General features: G+C 44.0%; 21 protein-coding genes. 3 read left to right on the forward strand and 18 right to left on the reverse strand.

Annotated features, from left to right (window positions below):
• Positions 1–87: 87 nt before the first annotated feature.
• From alaS to D6856_RS14280, 11 genes are all read right to left on the reverse strand, one after another.
• Positions 88–2,742: an alanine--tRNA ligase gene (gene alaS, locus D6856_RS14230; RefSeq protein WP_120687441.1), complete on the reverse strand. Its 2,655-nt coding sequence runs from the start codon at positions 2,740–2,742 to the stop codon at positions 88–90.
• Between the two features lie 30 nt (positions 2,743–2,772).
• Positions 2,773–4,170 carry a glycine--tRNA ligase gene (locus tag D6856_RS14235; protein ID WP_092249510.1) on the reverse strand — a complete coding sequence of 466 codons (1,398 nt, stop codon included), beginning with the start codon at positions 4,168–4,170 and terminating at the stop codon, positions 2,773–2,775.
• Positions 4,171–4,203: 33 nt separating this feature from the next.
• Complete coding sequence (locus D6856_RS14240; RefSeq protein WP_120687442.1) at positions 4,204–4,842, reverse strand: hypothetical protein; 639 nt, start codon at positions 4,840–4,842, stop codon at positions 4,204–4,206.
• An 85-nt stretch (positions 4,843–4,927) separates the two neighbouring features.
• Positions 4,928–5,575, reverse strand: coding sequence for a DNA repair protein RecO (gene recO / locus D6856_RS14245; RefSeq protein WP_120687443.1), 648 nt, complete (start codon positions 5,573–5,575; stop codon positions 4,928–4,930).
• 27 nt (positions 5,576–5,602) lie between these two features.
• On the reverse strand, positions 5,603–6,511 hold the full coding sequence (gene era / locus D6856_RS14250) for a GTPase Era (RefSeq protein WP_120687444.1): 909 nt from the start codon (positions 6,509–6,511) through the stop codon (positions 5,603–5,605).
• Positions 6,501–7,511 carry a DUF4349 domain-containing protein gene (locus D6856_RS14255; protein ID WP_158588968.1) on the reverse strand — a complete coding sequence of 337 codons (1,011 nt, stop codon included), beginning with the start codon at positions 7,509–7,511 and terminating at the stop codon, positions 6,501–6,503. The genes era and D6856_RS14255 overlap by 11 nt, the downstream gene beginning before the upstream one ends.
• Positions 7,512–7,537: 26 nt before the next feature.
• A complete protein-coding gene (locus tag D6856_RS14260; protein ID WP_120687446.1) occupies positions 7,538–10,471 on the reverse strand; it encodes an insulinase family protein in 2,934 nt (977 codons plus the stop codon).
• Between the two features lie 30 nt (positions 10,472–10,501).
• Positions 10,502–12,337 (reverse strand): hypothetical protein, encoded by a 1,836-nt coding sequence (locus D6856_RS14265; RefSeq protein WP_120687447.1) that lies wholly within the window; start codon positions 12,335–12,337, stop codon positions 10,502–10,504.
• Between the two features lie 38 nt (positions 12,338–12,375).
• The gene (locus tag D6856_RS14270) at positions 12,376–13,113 is read right to left on the reverse strand and encodes a YebC/PmpR family DNA-binding transcriptional regulator (protein WP_092249532.1); all 738 of its coding nucleotides are present in this window, start codon (positions 13,111–13,113) and stop codon (positions 12,376–12,378) included.
• A gap of 23 nt (positions 13,114–13,136) precedes the next feature.
• Positions 13,137–14,504 (reverse strand): hemolysin family protein, encoded by a 1,368-nt coding sequence (locus D6856_RS14275; RefSeq protein WP_120687448.1) that lies wholly within the window; start codon positions 14,502–14,504, stop codon positions 13,137–13,139.
• A gap of 82 nt (positions 14,505–14,586) precedes the next feature.
• Positions 14,587–15,774 carry a J domain-containing protein gene (locus D6856_RS14280; RefSeq protein ID WP_147367850.1) on the reverse strand — a complete coding sequence of 396 codons (1,188 nt, stop codon included), beginning with the start codon at positions 15,772–15,774 and terminating at the stop codon, positions 14,587–14,589.
• 168 nt (positions 15,775–15,942) lie between these two features.
• On the opposite strand from D6856_RS14280, the gene D6856_RS14285 reads away from it, so the two are divergent.
• A complete protein-coding gene (locus tag D6856_RS14285; protein WP_120687450.1) occupies positions 15,943–17,382 on the forward strand; it encodes a RyR domain-containing protein in 1,440 nt (479 codons plus the stop codon).
• A gap of 57 nt (positions 17,383–17,439) precedes the next feature.
• Here the strand turns inward: D6856_RS14285 and alr are convergent, their stop codons facing one another.
• The 6 genes from alr to D6856_RS15230 all read right to left on the reverse strand — a co-directional run bounded on the left by alr (position 17,440) and on the right by D6856_RS15230 (position 22,510).
• A complete protein-coding gene (gene alr / locus D6856_RS14290; protein WP_120687451.1) occupies positions 17,440–18,600 on the reverse strand; it encodes an alanine racemase in 1,161 nt (386 codons plus the stop codon).
• A 15-nt stretch (positions 18,601–18,615) separates the two neighbouring features.
• Positions 18,616–20,172 carry an NAD(P)H-hydrate dehydratase gene (locus D6856_RS14295; protein WP_120687452.1) on the reverse strand — a complete coding sequence of 519 codons (1,557 nt, stop codon included), beginning with the start codon at positions 20,170–20,172 and terminating at the stop codon, positions 18,616–18,618.
• A 59-nt stretch (positions 20,173–20,231) separates the two neighbouring features.
• Positions 20,232–20,891, reverse strand: a complete 660-nt coding sequence (locus tag D6856_RS14300) for a hypothetical protein (RefSeq protein WP_120687453.1) — start codon at positions 20,889–20,891, stop codon at positions 20,232–20,234.
• On the reverse strand, positions 20,891–21,547 hold the full coding sequence (locus D6856_RS14305) for a redox-sensing transcriptional repressor Rex (protein ID WP_120687454.1): 657 nt from the start codon (positions 21,545–21,547) through the stop codon (positions 20,891–20,893). The genes D6856_RS14300 and D6856_RS14305 overlap by 1 nt, the downstream gene beginning before the upstream one ends.
• Positions 21,548–21,801: 254 nt before the next feature.
• The gene (locus D6856_RS14310; RefSeq protein WP_120687455.1) at positions 21,802–22,182 is read right to left on the reverse strand and encodes a DUF805 domain-containing protein; all 381 of its coding nucleotides are present in this window, start codon (positions 22,180–22,182) and stop codon (positions 21,802–21,804) included.
• A gap of 160 nt (positions 22,183–22,342) precedes the next feature.
• Entirely contained in the window at positions 22,343–22,510 is a 168-nt protein-coding gene (locus D6856_RS15230; protein WP_158588969.1) for a hypothetical protein, read from the reverse strand.
• Between the two features lie 63 nt (positions 22,511–22,573).
• Between D6856_RS15230 and hslO the strand changes: the two genes are divergently transcribed.
• Positions 22,574–23,461: an Hsp33 family molecular chaperone HslO gene (gene hslO, locus D6856_RS14315; protein WP_120687456.1), complete on the forward strand. Its 888-nt coding sequence runs from the start codon at positions 22,574–22,576 to the stop codon at positions 23,459–23,461.
• 60 nt (positions 23,462–23,521) lie between these two features.
• Positions 23,522–25,621, forward strand: a complete 2,100-nt coding sequence (locus D6856_RS14320) for a 5'-nucleotidase C-terminal domain-containing protein (protein WP_158588970.1) — start codon at positions 23,522–23,524, stop codon at positions 25,619–25,621.
• 87 nt (positions 25,622–25,708) lie between these two features.
• Here the strand turns inward: D6856_RS14320 and D6856_RS14325 are convergent, their stop codons facing one another.
• Entirely contained in the window at positions 25,709–25,888 is a 180-nt protein-coding gene (locus D6856_RS14325; protein ID WP_120687457.1) for a hypothetical protein, read from the reverse strand.

Below are 25,888 nucleotides of genomic sequence, written 5' to 3' on the forward strand. Positions count from 1 at the left end.
TAGAAATAAAACTTTAAAAGCATGCTACAAAAACATTTGTTTTGCAACACTTGTTTTATATCATTTTTTCATAGAAAAGTCAACTGTTTAACCAATTTGGCTCTCAAGAACGGTTTTTGCTTCGGCAATGGCATCAGCGATTCCTGCAGGATTCTTACCGCCTGCCTGAGCCATGTTGGGACGACCGCCGCCGCCTCCGCCTACCTTGGGAGCGATAGCCTTAACAAGGTTTCCTGCATGAGCACCCTTGCCCATAGCTTCATCTGTAGCCATAGTTACAAGGTTAACCTTGCCATCACACTCGGAGATAAGAACAACAACACCCTCTCCGATCTTGGTCTTCATCTGATCGCCGAGATCTCTGAGTCCGTTCATATCTACGCCCTTAAGTGATACGGCAAGAAGCTTAACGCCCTTAACTTCCTCAACCTTGTCGGTTACATCACCGAGAGCAGCCTGAGCCTCTTTACTCTTTAGTGACTCGTTCTCGCTCTTAAGTGCCTTGAGCTCATCCTGAAGCTTCTTGATGTGCTCTGCGATATCTGAAGAATTAGCCTTAAGAAGCTTAGCAGCCTCATTGAGCTTATTCTCTGTATTCTTGTAATACTCTCTTGCATTGCTGCCTGTAAGCGCTTCTATTCTACGTACGCCTGCGGCAACACCGCTCTCAGATACGATCTTGAAGATTCCAACGTGGCTTGTATTGGCAACATGTGTACCGCCGCAAAGCTCTGTTGAGAAGTCTCCCATCTTAACTACTCTTACAACATCGCCGTACTTCTCACCAAAAAGAGCCATTGCTCCGGTCTTCTTGGCATCTTCCATTGACATCTCCTGAGTAACAACGGGAAGTGCCTCCGCGATCTTCTCATTAACAAGATCTTCAACCTTCTGAAGCTCCTCGGCTGTCATAGCCTGATGATGGCTAAAGTCAAATCTTGTCTTGTCGGGATCCTGATATGAACCGGCCTGCTCAACATGGTCACCCAGAACAACTCTGAGGGCCTTCTGAAGAAGGTGAGTTGCCGAGTGGTTTCTGCAAGTCTTTGCTCTGTTTTCCGCATCTACGGAAAGCTTAACGGCTGCGCCGTTCTTGATGCTTCCCTTTACAACAGTACCAACATGTGCAATTCTTCCGCCTGCAACATGGATAGTCTCTTCAACCTTAAACTCTGTTCCGTCAGCAGTGATGGTTCCGATATCACCGATCTGTCCACCCATTGTTCCATAGAAAGGTGTCTTGTCTGTGATAACAGTTCCCTTAGCACCTTCTGTAAGTTCCTCGGCAAGTCCGTTCTCATCTGCGATGGCAACAACCTTGGCACCTGCATTAAGCTCTGTATAACCTACAAACTCACAAGTTACGGACTCATCAAGTGAATCGAATACGTTCTTTCCTGCGTCGAGATTAGCTGAGAAGTTCTGGTTATCTCTTGCCTTCTGCTTCTGCTCTTCCATCGACTCAGCAAAGCCCTTCTCGTCAACAAGAAGTCCTTCTTCCTCTGCAAGCTCAACAGTAAGCTCAACAGGGAATCCGTATGTATCGTAAAGGAAGAATGCGTCTTTACCGCCGATTTCCTTCTTTCCTTCTTCTCTTGTCTTATCAAGAATCTTCTTGAACTCTTTCATACCGTTCTCAAGAGTGCTCTCAAAACGAGCGATCTCACGAGAAAGCTCTGTAAGAACATACTCACGGTTCTTTACAAGAAGAGGATAGCTCTCAGCATAAACCTCATCGATAAAGATAGCTGCGATTCCAAGGATCTGATCCTTGTTAAGAGAAAGAGCTCTCGCATGTCTTACGGCACGGCGAATAAGTCTTCTCAAGATATAGCCAGCTCCCGTGTTAGAAGGAAGGAGCTTTTTCTCATCGCCTATAAGCATAACGGATGTACGAATATGATCTGCGAGGATACGAATAGATCTTGTTGTCTTCTCATCCTCGTTGTACTTAACGTTTGCATTCTTTTCAATATACTGAACAGCAGGTACGAAAACATCAACCTGATATACGTCCTTGGTTCCGTTAAGGAAAGCAAGGATACGCTCAAGTCCCCAACCTGTATCAACGTTCTTCTGTGAAAGAGGTGTGAGTGAACCATCGTGGTGCTTCTCATACTGCATGAATACGTCGTTGCCAAGCTCTGTGTACTTACCGCATGAGCATCCGGGTCCGCAATCAGGGCCGCAGTCCGGCTTATCAGCTATATAGAACATCTCGGAGTCGGGTCCGCAAGGGCCGTACTCAAGTCCCCACCAGTTATCCTCGGCGGGAAGATAATAGATATTCTCTTTCTTAAAGCCTGAAGCGATACGATACTGAGCACCCTCTTCGTCTCTGGGTGCATTCTCGTCACCTGCAAAAACAGTAGCTGCAAGGTGATCCGCATCAAATCCGAAAACCTGTGTAAGAAGCTCAAAGCTCCATTTGCAACGCTCTTCCTTGAAATAATCTCCAAGGCTCCAGCTACCCATCATCTCAAAGAAGGTAACGTGGCTCTTATCACCTACGGAATCGATATCGTTGGTTCTTACGCATCCCTGAACATTACAAAGTCTTGTTCCGAGAGGATGCTTCTTACCGAGAAGATAAGGCATAAGAGGCTGCATACCCGCAACGTTGAACATAACACCTGTTGAACCGTCGGATACAAGTGAAACTGCTCCAACATCAACATGTCCGCGATCTATATAGAACTGCTTCCATGTCTTGCGCAGTTCATTGGCTGTAAATTGTCTCATAATAATATATGCTCCTTCTATCCGAAAGTCTTAGAATGTAAACTTGTCGGCAAAATATGCTTCAAGCTCGTCGATGGCAACACGCTCCTGTTCCATGCTGTCTCTGAATCTAACGGTAACCTTGCCGTCTGTCTCTGAATCGAAATCATATGTGATGCAGAAAGGAGTTCCGATCTCATCCTGACGACGATATCTCTTACCGATGTTTCCACGGTCGTCAAACTCGCAGTTGTACTTCTTGGAAAGCTGATTGTAAATCTTCTCGGCACCTTCGTTGAGCTTCTTGGAAAGAGGAAGGATACCGATCTTAACAGGTGCAAGAGCGGGATGGAAATGAAGAACTGTTCTTACATCACCCTCACCGATTTCCTCTTCATCGTATGCTCCGCAAAGGAATGCAAGAACAACACGGTCCGCACCGAGTGAAGGCTCGATAACGTAAGGAATGTATCTCTTATTCTGAACATCATCAAAGTAAGTAAGATCTTCGCTTGATGTCTCCTGATGTCTTGTAAGGTCATAATCGGTTCTGTCGGCGATACCCCAAAGCTCACCCCATCCGAACGGGAAGAGGAACTCGATATCACTTGTTGCCTTACTGTAGAATGAAAGCTCTTCTTTCTCATGGTCACGAACTCTCATCTCATCTTCTTTCATGCCAAGGCTCTTAAGCCAGTTAATGCAGTAATCTTTCCAATATGCAAACCACTCAAGGTCTGTATCGGGCTCGCAGAAGAACTCAAGCTCCATCTGCTCAAATTCTCTTGTTCTGAATGTGAAGTTACCGGGAGTGATCTCGTTTCTGAATGACTTACCGATCTGTCCGATACCGAAAGGAATCTTCTTACGTGATGTTCTCTGAACATTCTTGAAGTTTACGAAGATACCCTGAGCAGTCTCGGGACGAAGGTATACAGTATTCTTGGCATCCTCCGTTACACCCTGGAATGTCTTAAACATAAGATTGAACTGTCTGATATCGGTAAAGTTATGCTTACCGCAGGAAGGACAAGGAACGTTGTTATCTTCGATGAACTGCATCATCTTCTCATTGCTCCAAGCATCAACGGAGCCTTCAAGAGCGATGCCTTTCTCTGCTGCAAAGTCTTCAATGATCTTGTCGGCACGGAATCTCTCATGACACTCTTTACAATCCATAAGAGGATCTGAAAAGCTTCCCAAATGTCCACTGGCTACCCAAGTCTGAGGGTTCATAAGAATGGCACAGTCAACTCCCACATTGTAAGGGCTCTCCTGAACGAATTTCTGCCACCAAGCTTTCTTAACGTTGTTCTTAAGCTCAACACCAAGGTTACCGTAATCCCAAGTATTGGCAAGTCCGCCGTAAATCTCAGAGCCGGGGTAAATAAAGCCTCTTCCCTTAGCAAGAGCTATAATTTTTTCCATTGTCTTTGCACTGTTTTCCATAACTTTCTCCATTCCTGCGAATTAATTAGTAATTTATTTTGAAAGAAGAAGCTGCATAGTTCCATCGGATTCGCCTGCAGGAACAACTTCTTTTTTGCTCAGTAATTGCACATCTTTAGAAATAAAATCAATCTTATAAGGAGCCTTTACCTTAACTGCCTCATCACAGATAATTATGTGCTTATCCTTGTACTGCTCTTTCCAGTCGTCGGGAAGCTTATCATCGCCTGTTCCGACCATGTCGGCAGACACAGTATATCCCTTCTCCTCAGCCTCCGTAAGAGTTCCGTAGAAGAAAGAAACTTCGTTAAAATCGGCATAATCATTTGCACTGTTGTAATCCATAACAAGCTTGACAGTCTTTTTCTCCTCGTCATACTTAAGAGAATCAACCGTCACCTTGGTGCTTAAGTACTCCGAGTTAAAATCGGAAACCTTGGTGTTGACCATCTCCGTAAGCTCGTTCACATCATAGTTGGGCTCAGCGAAAGCCTCATAGATAACGCTCTTAACAGCGCCATCCTTTGACACTTCGACTCTTGTCGAATTATCCTCTTTTCCGCAGGCACTCATTAATATGCCAAAAACAGCAATGCATAGCAATGCTGCGGTCTTGGAAAAATGTCTTTTTACTTTTTCAGTAGATTTAATTCTATCTGATATCAATGTCATAACTAAATTCTCTCCAAAATATCAGTCTTTACGCAAACAAAGTTATTATATCCAAATCGTTTTTCTTTTTCAACTTTATAAAGTATCAAATACCTTCAAGCATTTCAAGACTCTTGAGCGGTCTGTCTATAAATCTTTTCCTGTATTCGTCCGTTAATACGATCAGCTGTGCAAGCACTTCATCCTTAACAGTAAAAGAATATAACTTTTCCAGCGGACTTTTTACTATATAATCCATCGAATACTGCGTCGCTTCGAGAAGGTTCCGTCCCTGCGGAATGCCCGGATACTCTCCTTCTATTGCAAGAGAGCGAAGCTCATATATACATCTGACGAGCCTGTTCGGAATATTCTCATTCAAAAGAGCTTTCAAGGAAATATACAAAAGATTTAATAGCTCGACATCTTCGCTGTTTTCTCTTGTATAATAGCTTGCAAGCTCCAAAAGATACGTGCCGTAAAACGCCGCTTCAAGATTCTGTCTGAATCCTTCAAAATAATTATCTATATCGGCTTCGACTATCGTATATGATGTCTTAGATGCAAAAAGCTTAAAAGTCCCAAAACAAAACGGTTCAACACAGCCGCCCAGCTTACTTCCGGGTTTTCGTGCGCTTCTGGCAAAAGCGGTTATCTTGCCTCTGTCGGAAGTAAAAATAGTAACGACCCAGTCGTAATCTCCCGTAGGTGAATGCTTAAGAACTATGCCCCTTACGATTACCAAATCTTCCATAAATAAATTACCGTTACCTAAAAGACGTTACTTGTAATTCCTTACGTCATAACCAAAACTCTTCATCTGAGTCTTGTCATCACGCCAGTCCTTCCTTACCTTAACCCAGAGCTGAAGATTGACCTTCATTCCGACAAGTTCCTCGATATCACGTCTTGCCGTGCTTCCGATCTTCTTAAGCATCGCTCCGCCTTTTCCTATGACAATGCCTTTATGAGAGTCCCTTTCACAGATTATCGTAGCCTCGATATCCATGATTTCTTTATCTTCTCTTTCGCGCATTCTCTCTATAGTTACGGCGATTCCGTGCGGAACCTCATCCTTCATAAGTCTGAGTGCCTTCTCTCTGATGATCTCCGCAGCGATATTTCTCTCCGGCTGATCGGTAAGAGTATCCTCATCGTAAAAAGGAGGTCCGACAGGCAAAAACTCTTTTATCGCGTTCATGACTTCGTCAATGTTTATCCTTCGAAGTGCAGCCGTATAAACAACTTTCGCAAAATCCATCTGACTTCTGTACGCTTCTTCAAACTTTGAAAGATTATCTTTATCTACCGTATCTATCTTGTTGATAACCAGAATAACGGGCTTCTTGCATGCTTTAAGCTCTTCGATTATGCCCTTTTCGCCGGCGCCTATAAAAGTACTCGGCTCAACAAGCCATAGCACAACATCGACCTCGTCCAGAGTACTCTTGGCAACCTTGGTCATATACTCACCAAGCTTATTCTTACTCTCGTGAATTCCGGGAGTATCAAGGAATATCATCTGGCAGGTGTCATCGGTGTACACCGTCATTATTCTGTTTCTCGTCGTCTGCGGCTTACTCGACGTGATCGCTATCTTCTGTCCGATAAGCTGATTCATGAGAGTCGACTTACCGACGTTTGGGCGACCTATAAGTGTCACAAAACCTGTTTTGAAATTATTGTCCATCTTTACCTTCCGGTTTTTCATTAGTAGTGTTTACAGGAGGAGTGTTTTCGGGCGTTCCGATCTGCCTCATAAACGCTTCACGCTTTGCAGCGCTCTTTTTTTGGCTCTTCTTTACGATGAAGACGATCACGAATACCACGATTCCAAGGAGAACAAGCTGAGGGATATGAATTACGAACCAGATAAAGAATTCCTTAAATCCGTGTCCGATTGATTTAAGGCTCTTCACAAAGCCCTCACCCATTCTTGCAAACGCGCCCTTTTCCTCAGTGGGTGTATACGTTACAACTTCCTCGATATTTAAATAAACAGTACTGTAGTCAACTTTGTTATCATAAGTACGAAGCTGAGATTCTATACTTTCAAGCTGATATCTTACATCTGCAAGCTTTTCCTGAACAGCAAGAATATCTTCGATCTTCTCGGCAGATTCAAGGATACCGAGAAGGCTCTTTTCCTCTGCTCTCAGAGCATTTTTCTTACTCTCAAGATCCACATAAGATAAAGTCACGTCCTCAACGTTTGAAGATTTGCTTGTTATGTTGGACGCATTCTCGATAGTCTCAATAAAGCCGTCAAGCTTATCTGCAGGGATCCTTATCGTATAATCCGCCGTTCTTACGGTCTGTCCGGAGCTATACCTGCTTCCGTTGTAGACATTGCTATTCTCGATATAACCGCCAAGCTCAGTAACCTTGGAAGTAAGCTTTGAGATCGTATCATCAAGATTCTCGGATTCAGCCGAAATGTTCACCGTAGTTATAAGCTTACGTGATGTGTCGGTAACAGTCTGTGCCTGCTCCCCGGCTCCTCCGCTGTAATCGGCGGATTCTTCGGCAACTTCAGCTGCGGCATTATCATAAACACCTCCCGCTTCTTCCGGCGCTGCATTCTTGCCCACTGCAAACTCGGTGGTGCCATCGCTTGAGCTACCGCATCCCGAGATCACAATTGCAAAAGACATTACACAAGCTAAAACAATACCAACTCTCTTTTTCATACTCATTCCCCCGCGGGATAAAATGCTTATCCCTTGTTTACAAGTTGTTCGATGTTATCAAAAAGTTTCTTACTCTTCTCTATCTTGTCCGCGGCACCAATTACGCACAGGCACTCATCTGACATGAATGCATCCACATAATCGGCAAGTTTTCTGATCGTTTCCTTGGTCGTACCAAGCAGCTGATCTCTGTTCCTCTGGATATTCTCCATCTTGGCATTGCACATATAAGCCGTAAGGCCGTATGTTCCCTTGCCCGAAGGAGTCTTTGGTGTATCAAGATCGGATATCGCACCGATTATATACTGAAGAATAACTCTGTCATCCTCATCAAAGTTTCTCAGATACTCCGAAGCATTCTCAAATACCTTGATAGTATTGTCAAGATTGGGATCTCTGTATGTCACAAAAGCAGCATCACCGTTCTTGGCATAGCTACTCATGCAGCCGTAAGCGCCTCCCAAAACCCTGATATTTTTCCAAAGATAATCATAGCCCATCATAACCTTAAGGACTCTGAGCGCACCATTGTAAGCAAAACCTTTGCTCGCAAAGTTACCTGCACGGCATACATACTGAACCTGGCCTGCGGTCTTAAACGCCTCGTTCTTTTTAACGGGCTTAAACACAAGCTCTTTTTTCTCATAATCTTCAGTAAAAAGACACTGCACAAACTTCTTGCATTCCTCGGGAACGCCCTCATACTCTGCCTTAGTTCCGGTCACGTCAACAAGAAGATTCTCCGCTCTGAAGATTTCTTTTGTAAGCTTGGTCAAGGTATCGGTGATCTCTTTTGCACCTTCCTTAGTTCCGATCATTGAGATCATCTTCTCAAGATGCCTGAAATAACCGATTCCGCTTACCTGATCCGAAACCATCGCTGCGGGTGAAACATAGCTCATCGCTCTTATCGCAGCGGTCTGATGACCTGCGCTTGCAAGATCTGACTGCATTCTTGCATACTGTTCATCCAGGATCTCAGAGATTCTCTTAACATCGTCAAAAAGAGAATTGATCAAAATCTCTTTTACCAGGTCAAACGCATGGGAAAGGTTGCCGTGAAGTACCTTGACACTGACTTCAAAAACAGTCTTAAACTTGGTCGTATCCGCAGCATCAGTGTATGTACTTATGGCGCCGCTTACTCCGCCTGTACGGATGTTGATCTCATTGTAAAGGTCCTTGTATGTATAGTTCTTGGTGTTTAACATGCCGAGAACTTTTTTGAGAGCTGCAGCATATGGAAGCAGCTCTGCGTCTATGTTTTTAAGGTCAAAGACAAAAGTCAGATAATCAATTCCGTTGGTAAATATATCATGGAAAAGAATATCCACTCCGTACTCGTTCTTTTTCTCAAAAATAAACTGCTCTGATGTTTTCTTAAGGTCCTCAAGCTTAAGGAGCGGGATCTTCTTAAGATCTTCGGGGTCATCGGGAGTGTCCTGATACTCCTTGAGCTCTTTTGTCTCCCTGACGATAGTCTTGATCTCCTCTTCGCTGAGCGAATTTTTGTAGTCTTCAAGCTTTTTCTTAAGCGCTTCATCCTTCTTGGCAGAAAGACCGGGTTCGGGCTCAAGCATCACTACGGTTCTGTGTGTGTTATCAAGAAGATACTTCTGAATAAGTTCCTCGAAATAATGTCCCTCCGCCGCTTTCTTAAGCTCCGCAAAGGTCTCGTTGGCTTCAACATTGATCCAGGGAAGGTTGTCATCGTAGAGCCAGCTGTCAAAGGTCTGAAGCCCATACAAAAGGCCCTTGGGATATCTTCCGAAATCAGCCTCTCTGTACTTGAACTCGTCGTAGCTAAGTCCTGCCAAAAGAGCTTTCTTATCAATGCCGTTCTTAACCTGATCTTCAAGGACTTCTCTGATGGTCTTGATAAACTCTTCTTTCTGATCCTTGTCGGCGTTCTTTGCTATTATTGAGAAAACAGGCTGCTGGATGCTGTTGTCGTACTCACTGTAAACATCCTGTCCGATTCCCTTATCGATAAGTGCCTTCTTGATAGGTGCACCGGGAGCTGAACAAAGCGCGTAGTCTAAAATATCAAAAGCGATATAGAGCTTTTTATCAAGAGTGGAGCCCACGCTGCAATTATAAGAAAGATAAGTGTTCTTGGAGGCCTCATCCTCTGCAAGAACGGAATAAGGCTTCACTATCTCTTTTGGTGCATCGAATGCGGGCTGTCTTCCAATCGCGGAATCAACCTCAAGCCTATCAAAAGCAGAGAGATATGCCTCATCAATGTAGTTTAGCTTCTCTTCCATATTCATATTACCGTAAAGGTAAATATAGCTGTTGGAAGGGTGATAATACTTTCTGTGAAAATCAAGGTAATCCTCGTATGTAAGCGAAGGGATCACATCGGGGTCACCGCCCGACTCGATTCCGTATGTAATATCGGGATAAAGAGAACTCTGGATTTCTCTTGAGAGAACGTCATCTGCCGATGAAAACGCTCCCTTCATCTCGTTGTAAACAACACCGTTGATGGTGAGCTCCGATGACTCATCTTCCATCTCATAGTGCCAACCTTCCTGGCGGAAGATCTTGTCAGTCTTATAAATATTGGGATAAAAGACCGCATCGAGATAAACGTGCATCAGATTCTGAAAATCCGTATCGTTGCAACTGGCAACGGGATAAACGGTCTTATCCGGAAATGTCATAGCATTTATAAAGGTATTGAGTGAACCCTTTACGAGTTCCACAAAAGGATCTTTGATCGGAAAATCTCTGGATCCGCAAAGTACCGTGTGCTCGATTATATGGGCAACACCTGTAGAATCCTTGGGCGGTGTTCTAAAACCGATAGCGAAGACTTTGTTCTCTTCGTCATTGGACAAAAGAGCTACTCTCGCCCCCGTCTTCTTATGCCTGTAGACGAAGCTGTCTGAATTCAGATCGTCTATTCTTCTGCTCTCGATAAGCTCGTATGCAGGTACATTTAATTTTTTCATTAATGGTTACGTCCCCTCGTTTAGTATTATTTATATATCAAAATCATCTCCGTCTTCGAAGCTGATGTCGAAATCATCTTTAAATGCCATGTTTGAAGCATCATTATTGTCGTCTTTATGGTCGGTCTTCCTATTAAGCGCAATCTTGCCTTCAAACTGCGGAACTTTCTTCTTGGGCCTTTCGCGCTTAACCTCATCGGCGTCCGCCTCGGTCTCTTCCGGAAGTACCATGCCTTCGGGAACAAAGCGCGGCTCCTCAGCCTTCGGCGCAGGCGCGGGAATAGGTGCGGGCTCTTCGGGCTCCGGTGCGGGTTCAGGCTCCGGCTCATCATCTTCAGGTGCGGGCTCGGGTTCCTGCTCAGTTCCATCACCTTCCGCTTCGGACGCGGATTCCTCTGTCGGCTCCCCAGCTTCATCTTTGGCTGCTCTTTCAGCGAGTATCTTCTCTCGCATCTCACGAAGTGTTAACTCGCTCTCGGGGTCTTCTTCGGGCTCTTCCGCTTCAGGCTCCTCGTATTCGTGCTCAGGCTTTCTATCTACCTCGCGATGGTCCTCGGCTTCGGGAGTCACTACTTCGGATGTACCCATGTGTGCATCGACGCCTTCGCTCTCAGGCTCCTCTTCCTCTTCAGAAGATTCCGTCACAATAAGAGCTGCAACACAAGCCAGTATTATTCCGTAGAATATCGTGATCATAAGCTTACTGTTCATTCTTGTGGCACCCAAAAGAGGTGTTGCCCCAAAAAGTATCAGCATTGAGAGAAGGAAAGGTGAAACCTTATCCTCTTTTCTGTTTTTCCAAAATCCCACAATTACTCCGGACATGGCGATAACGGTGATAAGATAGATAAGCTTATAGTCCGTATATGTCCAGAAAGCATCGAACGTATTAACGTTGTGGAAGAAATATTTATGCCAGTTGTCAAATACCTTTCCAAATCCGGCCACTCCGCCTTCCTGCAGGATCATTCCAAAGAATGCAAGAGCCGCTCCTACAATAACGAAAAGTAATCTCGTAAGCTCTTTTACCACGGTACTGTTCTTAACGATAAGCGCGGAAATAAGAAGCGGAAGCACAACCAAAAATGTTCCGGCGTCCACATAACCCATAAATCCGATAACCGCTCCGACAAGAATATACCAAGGGATCCAGGATTTGCTGCCAAAATTGTTGTCGGATGCCCTTCTTAAATAAATGGCAATAAACAGAAGCTCTATTCCGAACAAACACAGGAAAAGAGGATCCGTTGTAAGTTCAAGTTTTAAAAAGCTATCAAGGAAAGCAGGCATAAATGAAACAAAAGCAGCATACACAATAGAAGCTACTTTTCCCAAAAGAAGCTTAACCGCAATAGCTGTAAGTATTATGAAAACACATGATAAAACGGCGGAAAAAATATACGCCATAGATATTCTGTTTCCGGTAAAAAGTAAAATACCGCTCAGAATCTTTGAAAAAGCAACAGACAAAAGGCCGTTGTCCGGCACCTTGTTGTTTCCGCCGATGACCGCATTCTCATAAAGAGAAAGCTGTCCTGAAATCTCGGCTGATGAATTGGCAAGGCAAAGGAACCTTGTAATATATGCCCCGATAACGATAGCTATCATCATCACGGTATATATTACATTGCAGGCTTTATTTTCACTTGCCTTGTAAAGTTCCAAAGAATCGCTCAGATTTCCGAGGAAATACGTGAGCGTGTTCATGATCGCTATACCAAGAACGGTAAACGTCAAGGTATATAAAACTGTATTGATCTCGGGGAAAAGTCCTGATGTGTAGCCGGACCCCGCCACCATAAGTACATCGAAGATAACGAATAACACCCAGATGATTATTGCCGGCCATTTATGCTTTAATTTCATTTTCAGAACTCCCCTTTTTTCGCAAATTTTAGTGTCAATTACTCCTCAGGCTCTTCCCAGTTGTGATAAACAGCCTGAACATCATCGTCCTCATCAAGAAGATCAAGAATTCTCTGAAGATACTTAACTGTCTCGGGATCTGTTACCTGTACATAATTCTGAGGAATCATGGTAACCTCAGCTGAAGCTGTCTCAATGTTCTCTTTTCCGAGTGCCTCAACTACAGCCTGGAAATTCTCAGGTGTTGTAAGGATCTCATAGCTGTCCTCTTCCTCGTTGAAATCGTCAGCGCCTGCATCAAGAACAAGCATCATAAGGTCGTCTGAAGACATGCTGCAAACTTCCTTGTCGATAAGGATCTGACCCTTGTTGTCAAACATATATGATACGCAGCCGGGAGTACCAACGTTACCGTTACCCTTAGTAAATGCGCTCTTTACGTTAGCTGCTGTTCTGTTCTGATTATCTGTAAGTGCCTCAACGATGATGGCTGTTCCGCCGGGGCCGTATCCTTCGTATGTAATGCTCTTGTAATCTACTCCGCCTTCTGCACCGGAAGCCTTCTTGATTCCACGCTCAATAGTGTCGTTGGGCATGTTGTTGGCCTTAGCCTTGGCAATTACGGTCGCAAGCTTGAAGTTATTGTTGGGATCGGGACCACCTTCCTTAACCGCAACCGCGATTTCCCTACCGATGATAGTGAAAATTTTTCCCTTTGCCGCATCATTCTTTTCTTTCTTATGCTTGATGTTGGCAAATTTTGAATGTCCTGACATAAAAACTTCCTTTCGTAAAAAATCTATTTTGCTATTTCAACTTCGTCATCCTGCTCGGTAAGCTCTTCCTTCGGGAGCTTCTTCATAAGTACGCTGAGTATCTTATGATTTTCAACAGAAAGAATAGTGAAACTATAGCCTTGTTCGTCGACGCTGAAATCAACGTCTTCTTCGGGTATCCTGTCAAGCTTGGAAATAAGGAAACCGTTGAGAGTCTCGAATTCCGTGTCATCAAAAGAGAGCTCGAATTTCTTCTCGAGAACTTCAAGCGGCGTCATACCGTCGACAATGAATTCACCCTGATTCTTGGTGGGCTTGATGTAATCCTCATCCTCATCGTATTCATCAAGGATGTTACCCACAATTTCTTCCAAAATATCTTCCATGGAAACAAGACCGGCCGTCTGACCGTACTCATCGATAACGATAACCATCTGAGTCTTGGAAGACTGCATGTTATGGAAAAGAGAATCGATATTTCTCGTCTCGGGAACAAACTTGGGCTGACGAAGCAATCCCTTGATCTTCCTGATCGGAAGGTCATTGTCTGTCTCCTCCGAGAGCTTCTTCATCGCATCTCTTATATGCATGATACCTATGATGTGATCGATATCATCGAGATACACAGGGAATCTCGAGTTGTTCGTATCCATCATAAAGTTAACTGCCTGCTTAAGTGTTAGGTTGGCATCTATGGCAACCATTGCGTTTCTGTTGGTCATGATATCCTGAGCCTCTTTATCAGAAAACTCAAAGATATTGGTGATCATATCGGCCTCAGTCTCCTGAAGTACGCCCTGCTCCTGACCTTCAGAAACCATCGATTTGATCTCTTCCTCAGTCACATCATCAAGGTTATCGTCACCTCTGACGCCAAACAAATAAAGAACCGCACCGGAAAATCCATGGATCAGAAGTACAACCGGGTAAAAGAGAATCTGCAAGAACTTAACGGGATAATAGCAAACATAAGCCCATTGTCTTGCCTTCCTGCCTGCAAGTCTTGCCGGTATGGCAATTCCGAAGCACATGATAACAAACACAATAACAAAGCATGTCAAAAGCCACACGATAAATCTCATGCAAAGGTTGTCTCCCACGCTGCAAAAGCGCTCAAGATATCTTGCAATACCCGAAACAACAACCGCGCCAAGCACCATGTTTATAACCATGCATACCAGCTGAATTGCCTCATCAAACATGTGTCTTTTGGGATTCTCAAGAAGCCTTAAAAGTCCGCTTCCTATTATGCTCTTTTTCTCCTGATTGTCCTTCTCGATATCATCCTCTTTGACATGTCCAATCGCAACGCAAAAGCCATGTACAAAGATGTCGGTCAATAATATTATAAAAAACAAAAAAATACTGACAGAAGGCAAGCCTTCGTCCATAGTCATTCCTCCTAAATAAGAAAATAATCCGCTTTTTCACGCAAAGTACCAAATTAAAATATAACATATTTTACGCCAATGTTCAAAATCGCTTCTTTGCCTCGGCGTATTGAACATTGATTTCTTGTAACGCTGCGGTGTCGCCATCCATGTTGTCCGGGTGATAGAGCTTAACAAGACTCTTGTACTTGCGCTCTATGCTCTCTTTACTGTTGCAGCCGGCAAAGAAGTCAAACGCGCCGACATTCCGAGCTGCGCCTGAGGATGCGCCACCAAAACCGGCATCCGATGAATCGTCTCGCCCTCTTGAATAAGTACGCTCACTCTTTCCTCGATGAGAATTATCCTCTATATAATCATCGTTATATTCGTCATCCTCGTAATCTTCATCATCATAGTACTCGGGCTCTTCATCCTCATACTCTTCATCATATTCATCCACGCCGTATTCATCGTCGTTATATCTGTCATATCTGCGTCGATTGCTTCTGCGATCATGTCTGCCACGGAAGTAGTCACGATCATCGTCATCATAATAATCTCCATCGCGATCTTCTTCATCCTCGTAGTCGTCTTCGTACTCATCTTCCCCGTAAAAATCATCTGCGGTGGCTTTCTTTTTGGCGCCCTGCATGGCAGCCTCTTCATAGCCGCCGTTTTTAAGCCAGTTGGCGTACTTCTTCTCGTAATGTTTTTTGCCCGATTCAGGGAACATCTTGTAATAGCGTCCCATGAACTGCTCGGTAAAAGACTTTCCGAGAATTGCCCTAAGCACATAGATAACAGCGTCAATCGCAATCGCACCAAACAAAACGATGCCATAGGATTCAAAAACCGTAATTGTAAGAAGCACGGTCGCAACGGGAATTAACATGATCACCGTAAACAGCACGAGGAAAATGTAAGCGATACTTCCTTTAAACTGATAAACCTCACTCATCCACCACTGTCTGACATTATTGTAAGTATCGGCAACGTTCTTAAAGCCGACAAACAAAAGCTTCTCCGCCTCATGCTTGACGTTATCGTTCGCAGCGCTACTCTCCGTAGCGTTTATAAGCTTACCGATATTTCCGGTCACAAGGATAAATAAATTGAGAACAAAAAGAAGTGCCACGCACACAGCCGTTACGGGCAAAAGACAAAACAAAAACTTAAACACCTTGGCAATAAGCCCCAAGAACCATGAAAGCATGGAAAACACGGCTTTCAGCACCGATATAAAAAGACCTGCGACGGTTCCCGCCGCCATCGACAATAACGAAATCATCAGATATACTCTGCTCCCTTGCAAAACATTTCTTCTCAAATTTTATACGAAATAAAGCCCCGTGTCGAGCAACATATTTATCCTTGGTACTCGACACAGCCCCATATAAATGATAATGTTTATCTATCGAAATAACGCATATGACATGAAAAGAGGAGACTTATATAAATGGGGACAATCAAGAAATTCTTCAAAAAACACCGCGCACTTATCTATTTGGCAGCACTGATACCGTTTTTCGTATCTTGCTACGGCTACTATATAACAGGTAAATTCTCGTTTTGGGAATTCGTATATGCGGCAATCGCCGTCTACTTTGTAAATCCCGTATCCGAAGACGTTAACGCTTTTATATTATTCGGTGAGATTACATCCGTGATCGTTACCGCCGGCATCATTTTAAGTGTCCTTAAATACGCTTATGCCAAGATAGAACACTTTTTTATCAGGTTAAAAAAGGATTCGACAGTAGTATACACAGATAACGAGCTGGGTTACGCCCTTGCTTCATCATTAAAAAACGGATATGCAACAGAAAACGATTCCAGGCCCGAGAAAGTTAAAAATCACATCGTGATGTTTGAAGACGACGCCAAAAACATCACATTTTACAGTCAGAACGAGTCCAGACTCAAAGATCAAAAGGTCTTCATGATGATGACGGAGCTTGATTCCACACTCCTTAAAGCAACAGACACATCCGAAGCCGATCTTCACTTCTTTAATACAAATGAGCTTCTGGCAAGAGATTATTGGAAAAAATACAATCTTTACAGCCACAAAAGTGACAGCTTCAAGATTGCTGTTATCGGCGATAATGACGTTGCCGACGCGATCTTTAAATACGGTTATCTCAATAACCTCTATACTTTGGAGCAGTCATTTGAATATCATATCTGGGGACTTACAGGTTCCAAGGCTTCCTTCATCGGTAATCTTCCGACTGATAACAAGGACAAGATCATAATCCACAAAGAAAGTCCGTTTGAATCATGCGATTCATTCAAAGACATCGACAGAGTGATCTACTGCCTTGAAGAAAACAGCATCGACATGATACAGATGATCCTGTACGTTAATCCGACTGCAGAGATCCATTGCTATTTTAAAGAAGAAACAAGCTACGAAGACATCTACGATTCCGACAAGATCATTACCTTCGGAGCTCTTGACGATCTTCTTACGGAAGAAAGCGTCAAAAATGAAAGCTTATATCTTCAGGGCAAACTCTTTAACTACGACTATGCCCTCAGATACTCCGAAAGAACCGCACCTTCCGACTATAAAAAAGAGATGGAAAACGAATGGAAAAAACTCAGCGGTTTTAAAAAGAGTTCAAGTATCGCAAGAGCCGATCATTACTGGATAGAAAAAAGATTAAAGGAAGACGGTATTCTCTCGGATGAGGACGAAGACGCGCTTAAGATTGAGCATATAAGATGGAGCCGTTTCCACTTTATAAACCACTGGTCTTATGCAGAAAAAAGAGATAACGCGAGAAGACGTCATAATCTCCTCGTTCCTTACGAGCAGCTTGCTCAGTCGGAAAAAGAAAAAGACGGCATCTATGATGCCATGATAAAAAAAGAGATAGAAAGACTTGTATAAATTCTTTCATAAAAATACGCCGGTGGCTTGCAACCATCGGCGTTTATTATTCTCCTCTTATCTTACAAACTTCCTCGGTACTCTCTTATTAATATCGCATGTAAGCTCGTAGTTGAATCTTCCGCTCATCTCTCCCAAAAGCTCAGCCGAGATTTCCTCTCCGCTTGTCTTGTCTTTTCCAAGAAGGATGACTTCGTCGCCCTCTTTTGCTTCGGGAATATCAGTCACATCAACCATGAACTGATCCATGCAGACTCTGCCAAGGATCTGTGCTCGCTTGCCTCGAATAAGAACGTATCCCTTGCTTGAAAGGCTCCTGGGATATCCGTCACCGTAGCCTACGGGAATCGTAGCGATCTTGGTGTTCCTATCGCAGACAAAGGTTCCGCCGTAGCTTACAGGTGTTCCCGAAGCAACTTCTTTGATCATAACTATATGACTTATAAGTTCCATAACGGGCTTAAGATTCACAATATCCTTAGGCACTTCCTCGGAAGGCCACATTCCGTACATAGTAACGCCCGCTCTTACCATATCCATAGAAGATTCGGGAACAGCAATGATACTCGCGGAATTCGCACAGTGATGAAGCTCGATCTTGCGTCCGAGTTTCTCTTCCACATCGCTTACAAAGCCCGCAAACACAAGCTCTCTTTCTTTTACATTGGAAAGATCCTTCTCATCCGCTCTTGCAAAGTGAGTGAAGATGCCTTCTATCTTAAGAGATTTTTCTTTTTCACATTCAAGGACAAAAGAAATTCCGGCATCGTCGGGATGTATTCCGATCCTGGACATTCCGGTATCAACAGCTATATGGATAGGTGCAGGCTCTTTTATCTCGCCTCCCTTAAGAAGCTTATCCGCGCACTGCGAAAGCTCTTTTACCATGTCTGATCTAAAGACGGTCGGTCTGATACCTTCCTTGAGCATCCTCTCATACGCGTAAGGGAAGGTGTAACCTAGAATAAGAATAGGCTTACATATGCCGTTATCCCTAAGCTCAAAGGCTTCCTCCGCGGTCGCTGTCGCGTAGCCCCAGATGTAATCCTTGGTCTCAAGGTCTCTTGCTATCTCGATACTTCCGTGTCCGTATGCATCTGTCTTAATAACCGCCATGATCTTGGTACCCTCAGGTATGTTGGCACGCATGGAATCAAGGTTATACTCCACAGCGCTCAGATTGATCTTGGCGCAAACTCTCAAAAACTCGTTCTGCATTATGATTTATTTTCCTTATTTCAATATATCTTCAAGCTCATCGACAATATCCGTTGCCGTCATAGACAGCTTGCCGTGGCCTCTTGCTGCGATATTTCCGGCGGCGCCGTGAATGTATGCTCCGAGGCACGCCGCTTCAAATCCCGTAAGATCATAGCTAAGAAGCGCTCCGAGAATACCTGTGAGCACGTCTCCGCTGCCTGCGGTCGCCATTCCGTCGTTGCCGCTCATATTAATATAAATCTTTTTCTCATTGCTGTCACTTACGATGCTACGCGCATCCTTGCAGATGACCGTGCAGTGAAGCTCGTTCGCAAGCTCCTTGGGATACTCCAAGAGATGCTCCTTGCAGTCCGCAACGCTCGTATTAAACAGTCTTGCAAATTCGCCCAAATGAGGCGTGATTATCAGCTTCTTGCCGCCCGTAGCATAATTGGAAACAATGCTACGTAAGTTCTTGTCATCCGAAATAATATTGAGCGCATCCGCATCCGCAATTATATCCTTGTCATAGTTGTCAAAGAGCGTTCTTACAAGCTCTATTCCCTTACCGTCAGAACCGATGCCGGGTCCTATGACAGCGCAGCTTGACCATTTCATCGCCTCCGATAACTTGGGAAGGATCGGCTCAAAATCCTCATAAGTACATAGAAGTGCTTCAGGCAAAAGAGTCTTCACAGCGTCCGCGTTTTCGGCTGCCGTAAATACCATGACCATGCCCGCTCCGGATTTAAGGCAAGCGCCCGCCGATAAGATGCATGCTCCGCTTATGGTCTTGGAACCTGCGATAACAAGGACTTTTCCGTTTGTTCCCTTGTTGGAATCTTTCTTCCTCTCAGGCAAAAGATCTTTTACCTCATCATCGTACCAAAAGCACGTAGGCTCCTTGGTCAAAAAGCTCTCGTCAGTGATACCGGCGTCCTTCACAATAAGCTTACCCGTATACTCGCAGCCCGGATAAAGAAGGTGTCCTATCTTAACCTGATTGAAGGTCACGGTCGAATCCGCCATAACGGCGCAGCCCATGACTTTGCCGTTGTCCGCATTTATTCCCGAAGGAATATCGACAGATACAACGAACATGTCATCCAATCTTTCTTTTTTACAATCATTGATATAGTTTATCGCTTCTTCAAATGTACCCGTGACATTTCTCGAAAGCCCTATACCGAACAATGCATCTACTATGATATCCCATTCGGCAACGCTTTTGTTGTCTCTTATATTGGAAAAAGTGTCAGTAGTGATCCCGTAACTTCCGCAGATCTTGAGCTGCATCAAAAGAAGATCGCTGCACTTGGTGGGATCTCCTATAACGCACAGATTTACAAGATATCCTCTCTGTTTGAGAAGTCTTGCGATACATGCGCCGTCTCCTCCGTTGTTTCCGATTCCCGCAAAGACAAGTGCTCTGCGCTTTCTCGTGATCTTTCTTTCATCAGCGTATCTGTCTACTTCATCGCACACCGAAAGAGATGCTCTTTCCATAAGGATCTCGGTCTGAACGCCGAAAATCTGCGACGTATTTCTGTCGTACTGCTTCATCTCACTGCTAGTGACTGCGTATCTCATAGTAGTTTTCCCCTTTTTAGAACAATAGGCTGCCACTCGGGCAGCCTACTTTATATAACTCATTCAACAAATTCACCATCATCGGCGTTTCTCGGCCTTCTGATGGGATGCCTTCTGTTAGGATCGTATTTGAGATCGAATATCTCCATAACCTCAGGCCCGAATATCTGATGCATGTAGGAATAGAGATTGTAGTTTTCAAGCTCAGCTTCCTGCATATGGATTATGTTCTTCTTAAGCTCAACTCTCACTTTGGATACCCAATCATCAAGCTCCAAAATGTATTCGGTATTGTCATGAAGCCTCTCATAGCAGACATTCATGGTCTCTACCATAAGCTTATAATCCACATCATATATTTCTCGCGACAGGTCTTTTAACTCATCGCTATAGGAATCAAGTCTATCATTGCACTCCGAGATAAGCCTGGTCCTGTCCTGGATTTCTTTCTCGATCTGGGGATTATCGATCTTACCTGCTTTATCGCGAAGCGGAACTATCTCGCCAAGAAGCTTCTTCTTAAGCTTCTTGATGTCCTTGGTCTCTCCGCGAAGCTTGGAATCCCTCTCTACCAGTGCATTAAGTTGATCCGCCAGCTCTTTGATCTCAGGCGACATTTCCGTCTGGGTAAAAAGCTGATGCCATTTGTTATCAAGCGTCAGAATGGGAATCTTCTTCCCTTCAAGCGCAGACATATAGACTTTATTGTCTTTTGCCATTACTTTTTCTCACCCGGGTTTAATGTTTGTTCGTATCTGTTAATATTATACGATAATTTCATCAAACTGTCAGATAAATGTACGTTTTCAACCTGTATGCTGCCCGGAACTTCAAGGTCAACATGCGCAAAGTTCCAGATAGCCTTGATCCCGCATTCAGAAAGCCTGCGCGCCATAGGCACTGCCTGATCCTTGGGGATCGTTAGCACAGCTATTTCTATCTTGTTCTTGCGAACAAAATCCTCAACTTCATCTATGGGACGAACCTCGACGTCTCTTATCTTGGTTCCGAAAAGCGACGGATCGCGGTCAAATGCGCCTTTAAACACAAAACCTCTTCTTGTAAAGTTGGTGTAGCCTGCGATAGCCTTACCGAGATGTCCGGCACCTATGATAACAAGGCTGTGTTCCTTGTCGATGCCGAGTATCTTACTGATCTCATCATAAAGATAGCCGACATTATAACCATATCCCTGCTGTCCAAATCCGCCGAAATTATTAAAATCCTGTCTGATCTGGGAAGCAGTAACCTTCATTATATCGCTGAGTTCCTGAGAAGATATTCTCTCGACACCCTTCTCCTTAAGGTCACCTAAATATCTGAAATAACGTGGGAGTCTCCCTATGACGGCTTGAGAAATCTCTTTTTCTGCCATATTCCGCTCCTCCTCATTTTTGATATGTGGAACAGCTCTCATCACCTCTGTAGAGCCATCCGAATGGATTGTTAAGAATTCCACAATTCAATTATATATGCCCGTTAAACTTGTGTCAAACAGAAATGTTTTCATCTCTCAAAGACCCGCTATTACTTCATTCTCAGAGCCTGAACCGTTTAGAGATACAAAGATTCTGTTAAAAGGACCTTATGGAATTGTACCATAAGGTCCTAAATAGTTGTTATATATTATTAGATTGTCTGCTGGTCAGATCCGCCAAATCCCTTAGGATTGGGACCATACTGGTTATCACCCGGCTGCGAATCTGAAACCATGAATACAAGAACAATAATTCCACCAACTACAGGAATCAATCCAAGTAAAAGGAACCATCCTGACTTTCCTGTATCATGAAGTCTTCTTACACCAACCGCAAGTCCGGGAACCAATGTAGCTAATGCCCAAATAATAGCTAAAATTGAAAATACACCTGAAACATTAACCAGAATTCTTACTACCACGTTAACTATCATCTGGAGAAGGAAGAAGTACCAATACTCGCTTCTACGAGCTCTTCCCTCAAACACTGCATAGTTAGAAAATACTGATTGTACCGCCTCTGAAAATGACATTTTGTTTTCCTCCTAAAAACCCTTTTTCATACTTTTATATAAAAGTTCTTGACATATTATACGTCATTTTATTTACGGCTTCAATAACATTTCATGCATTTTCATAGTCTAACAATTAGTACTAATTATCAGAAAAAGTCTGATTATTCAACATAGAAAATTACGGTTTAAAGTAGCTTATTGCATCTGTCAGATTGCCGGCAAGCTCCTGCAAGTTCCTTGCTGATTCTGTGATTATCGAGAATGTCGCATTAAGTTCCTGCATAGACGCATTGGTCTCCTGCGTTGATGCCGCATTCTCCTGAGATATAGCAGACAAATGTCTCATTTACACAATCTCTAAAAACATTTATCATATTGAAGAAAACCAAGAAAAGAAAGAGGATTTATTATGTCTTATAAAGATTATATGGTAAGGGCAACCGCAGCTAATGCGCAGATCAGAGCCTTCGCCGCAACAACTAAGGACCTTGCCGAATATGCAAGAAAGGTTCACGGCTTATCCCCGATTGCCGCAGCCGCGCTTGGAAGGCTGATGACGGGAACCGTTATGATGGGCACGATGATGGATAATGACGACGATCTCATCACGGTCAAGATAGACGGCGACGGCCCGATGAAGGGTGCGCTCGCGACAGCCGACAGGCACGGTAACGTCAAGGGTTACGTCATCAACCCTCTTGTTATTATGGAACCCAATGCCTCCGGTCATCTCAATGTCGGCGGCGGTTTTGGCGAGGGAACTCTCACCGTAATAAGAGATATGGGGTTAAAAGAGCCTTATGTGGGCCAGGTGCCTTTATATTCCGGCGAAGTTGCCGAAGATTTCACCTACTATTTTTCCAAGTCCGAACAGACTCCTTCTTCGGTCGGACTCGGAGTTCTTGTCGAAAGAGAAAACTTATCCGTTATCGCAGCAGGCGGTTTTATCATTCAGCTCCTTCCGTTTGCCGATGACGCGACTATCGATCATCTTGAGGAAAACCTTAAAAAGTTCACTTCGGTAACTGATATCTTAAAAGCCGAAAAGACTCCGGAAGAGCTCCTTAACATCCTTCTTGAGGGCTTTGACGTAGAGATCACTGACAAGGTTGATCTTAACTTTTACTGTAACTGCGATAAGGACAGAGTGGAAAGAGCTCTCATGCTCATTGGCAAAAAAGAGCTTGATGAGATGATAGAGGAAAACAAGAACTTTGATGTGTGCTGTCACTTCTGCAACAAAAAGTATACTTTTTCTCCCGAAGATCTTAAGAAAATAAGGGAACGCGCCAAGTAATTTTGACGATAATGAGTTATAATATTTTTTAGACATAATTAAATATAAAGGAGGTATGGTATGAAGACTATTACTAAGATGACAAGGTCAATAGCATCTGCTCTTGCAATCGCTATCTTCTTTGCATTAAGTGTACCGACACTTAATCTTGCAGCTTATGATGCCCCGGCCGATGTCAGAACCATCGCAGACATTCCTGCAGATCTTACCGGCAAAACCGTGGTATTACAGACAAATGACGTCCACGGTGCACTCGGAAGATATGCTTATGTAGCTTCACTTAAGCAGAACCTTGCTGCCAGAGGCGCTGAGGTTATTCTCGTCGACTCAGGTGATTTCAGCCAGGGAACTCCTTATGTAAGCACATCAATGGGGGCAACCGCCGTTACGGTTATGAACGCGGCGGGATACGATATCGCAACTTTAGGAAATCACGAATTTGATTACGGTTATGCTCAGCTTGCAGCAAATCTTACACAGGCTAAGTTTAAAGTTATCTGTGCGAATGTACTTGATGCAAACGGCAATCCTATTTACGATCCCAATTATATGTATGTTACAAAGAGCGGTTTAAAGCTCGGATTCTTCGGAATGGAAACACCCGAGACACAGACCAAGGTTAACCCCGGTCTTATCAAAGGAATATCTTTCCTTTCAAAATCCGACATTTACAAATGTGCTCAGGATCAGACTGATGCATTAAAGTCTCAGGGTGCAGATCTTGTTTTGTGCCTCGGCCACCTTGGTGTTGATGAAGAGTCAGCTGCCGACGGACATCGAAGCGTTGATATGTATGCCAAGACTAAGGGCATCGACCTTATTCTTGACGGCCACTCTCACACTGTTATGACAGCAGGTGCCAAGAATGAGCCTATTCTTTCTACAGGAACCAAGGTAGAAAACATCGGTGTCGTTATTATCGACGATGCTTCCAAGGCTATTGAGGATAAGTTCCTCATCACACTCGACGGACTTCAGCCCGAAGTTACATCTTTTAACGTTGCCAACGATATAATCAAAAAGGTTGATAACGAATACAGCGTAGTATTTGCAAAGAGCGAAGTTCTCCTCGACGGAAACAAAGCTCCCGGAAACAGAACTCAGGAAACAAACCTCGGCGATCTTATCGCTGACGCACTTATCTGGAGCGTTCTTAGAACAGACGGCGGAATTACCGTTCCCGAGGATCACGTCGTTGCTATCACAAACGGCGGCGGAATCAGAGCTACCATCAAGGCCGGCAATGTAACCAAGGCTGACCTCAATACTGTTCTTCCTTTCGGAAACACAGTTGCCGTTGTTTATGTAAAGGGTTCAGAGCTTCTTGAGGCTCTTGAAGCTTCAACATTTGCCGCACCCGAAGCTGTAGGTGGTTATCCTCAGACATCGGGAATCAAGTTTATGCTTGATACAACAGTACCTTATGCTCAGGGAGCCGCTTATCCCAAGTCAACATACTATGCTCCTTCCAAGATCAATCGTGTGACCATTCAGAGCATCAACGGACAGCCTTTCAACATGAATGACACATACGCTGTAGTAACCAATAACTTCTGTGCAGCAGGCGGCGATACATACTATGCTTTCGCAAACGCAAGCTCACAGTTCGATACAGGTATTGTAATGGATGAAGCCGTTATGGAATATGTTAAGCAGATTCTTGACGGTAACATCACAGCTGCTCAGTACGGAAAGCCCAGAGGTGATCAGACGATCATCACTTCCGCTACAGACGCTTCCACAATAGCAGACGCAAAGGCAGCCGTTCAGGCCGGTTCAGGTGAGGCCGCTGCAGCACCCGCTAAGGAAGAGGCAAAAGCCGAGGCTCCTGCTGCTGAAGCTAAAGCCGAAGAGCCTGCCAAGGCTGAAGAAAAAGCTGAGGCTCCTGCTGCTGAAGCTAAGGCTGAGGAAAAAGCAGACGCTACTTCCGAGAAGCCTGTAGAAGCTGCAACTGAAACAGCTCCCGCTGCTGAGACTGCTCCCGAGCAGACACAGTCTTCCGCTGATACCTACGTTGTTGTATCAGGTGACAATCTCTGGAAGATCGCAGCAACCGTATATGGTGACGGAAACAAATGGAAAGACCTTTACGAACTCAATAAAGACGTTATCAAGGATGCCAATAACATTCTTGTAGGTCAGGAATTAAAGACTAAGTAATCAAAATCATTTTAAATAAACAAAGAAAGGGACTTTCCTCGAATGCCGATGCATCCTGGAGAGCCCCTTTCTTTTTTTATAAATCGATCAGTAGTTCTTTCTACAGAGTCTTGATAAAATGCACTGTGAAAACCAAGGTGTTTTTTCTTTATGCATAAGCGCGTTGGGTTCACTTTCCCCATTTTTCATTCTATCAAGCTCATCTGTAAAAATGTACTTTCCTTTTACTATCTGCGTGTGTGAATTGATAAGTATTTCTTTCCCCAT

This window comes from Butyrivibrio sp. XB500-5 (assembly GCF_003625505.1).
GTDB lineage: Bacteria > Bacillota > Clostridia > Lachnospirales > Lachnospiraceae > Butyrivibrio.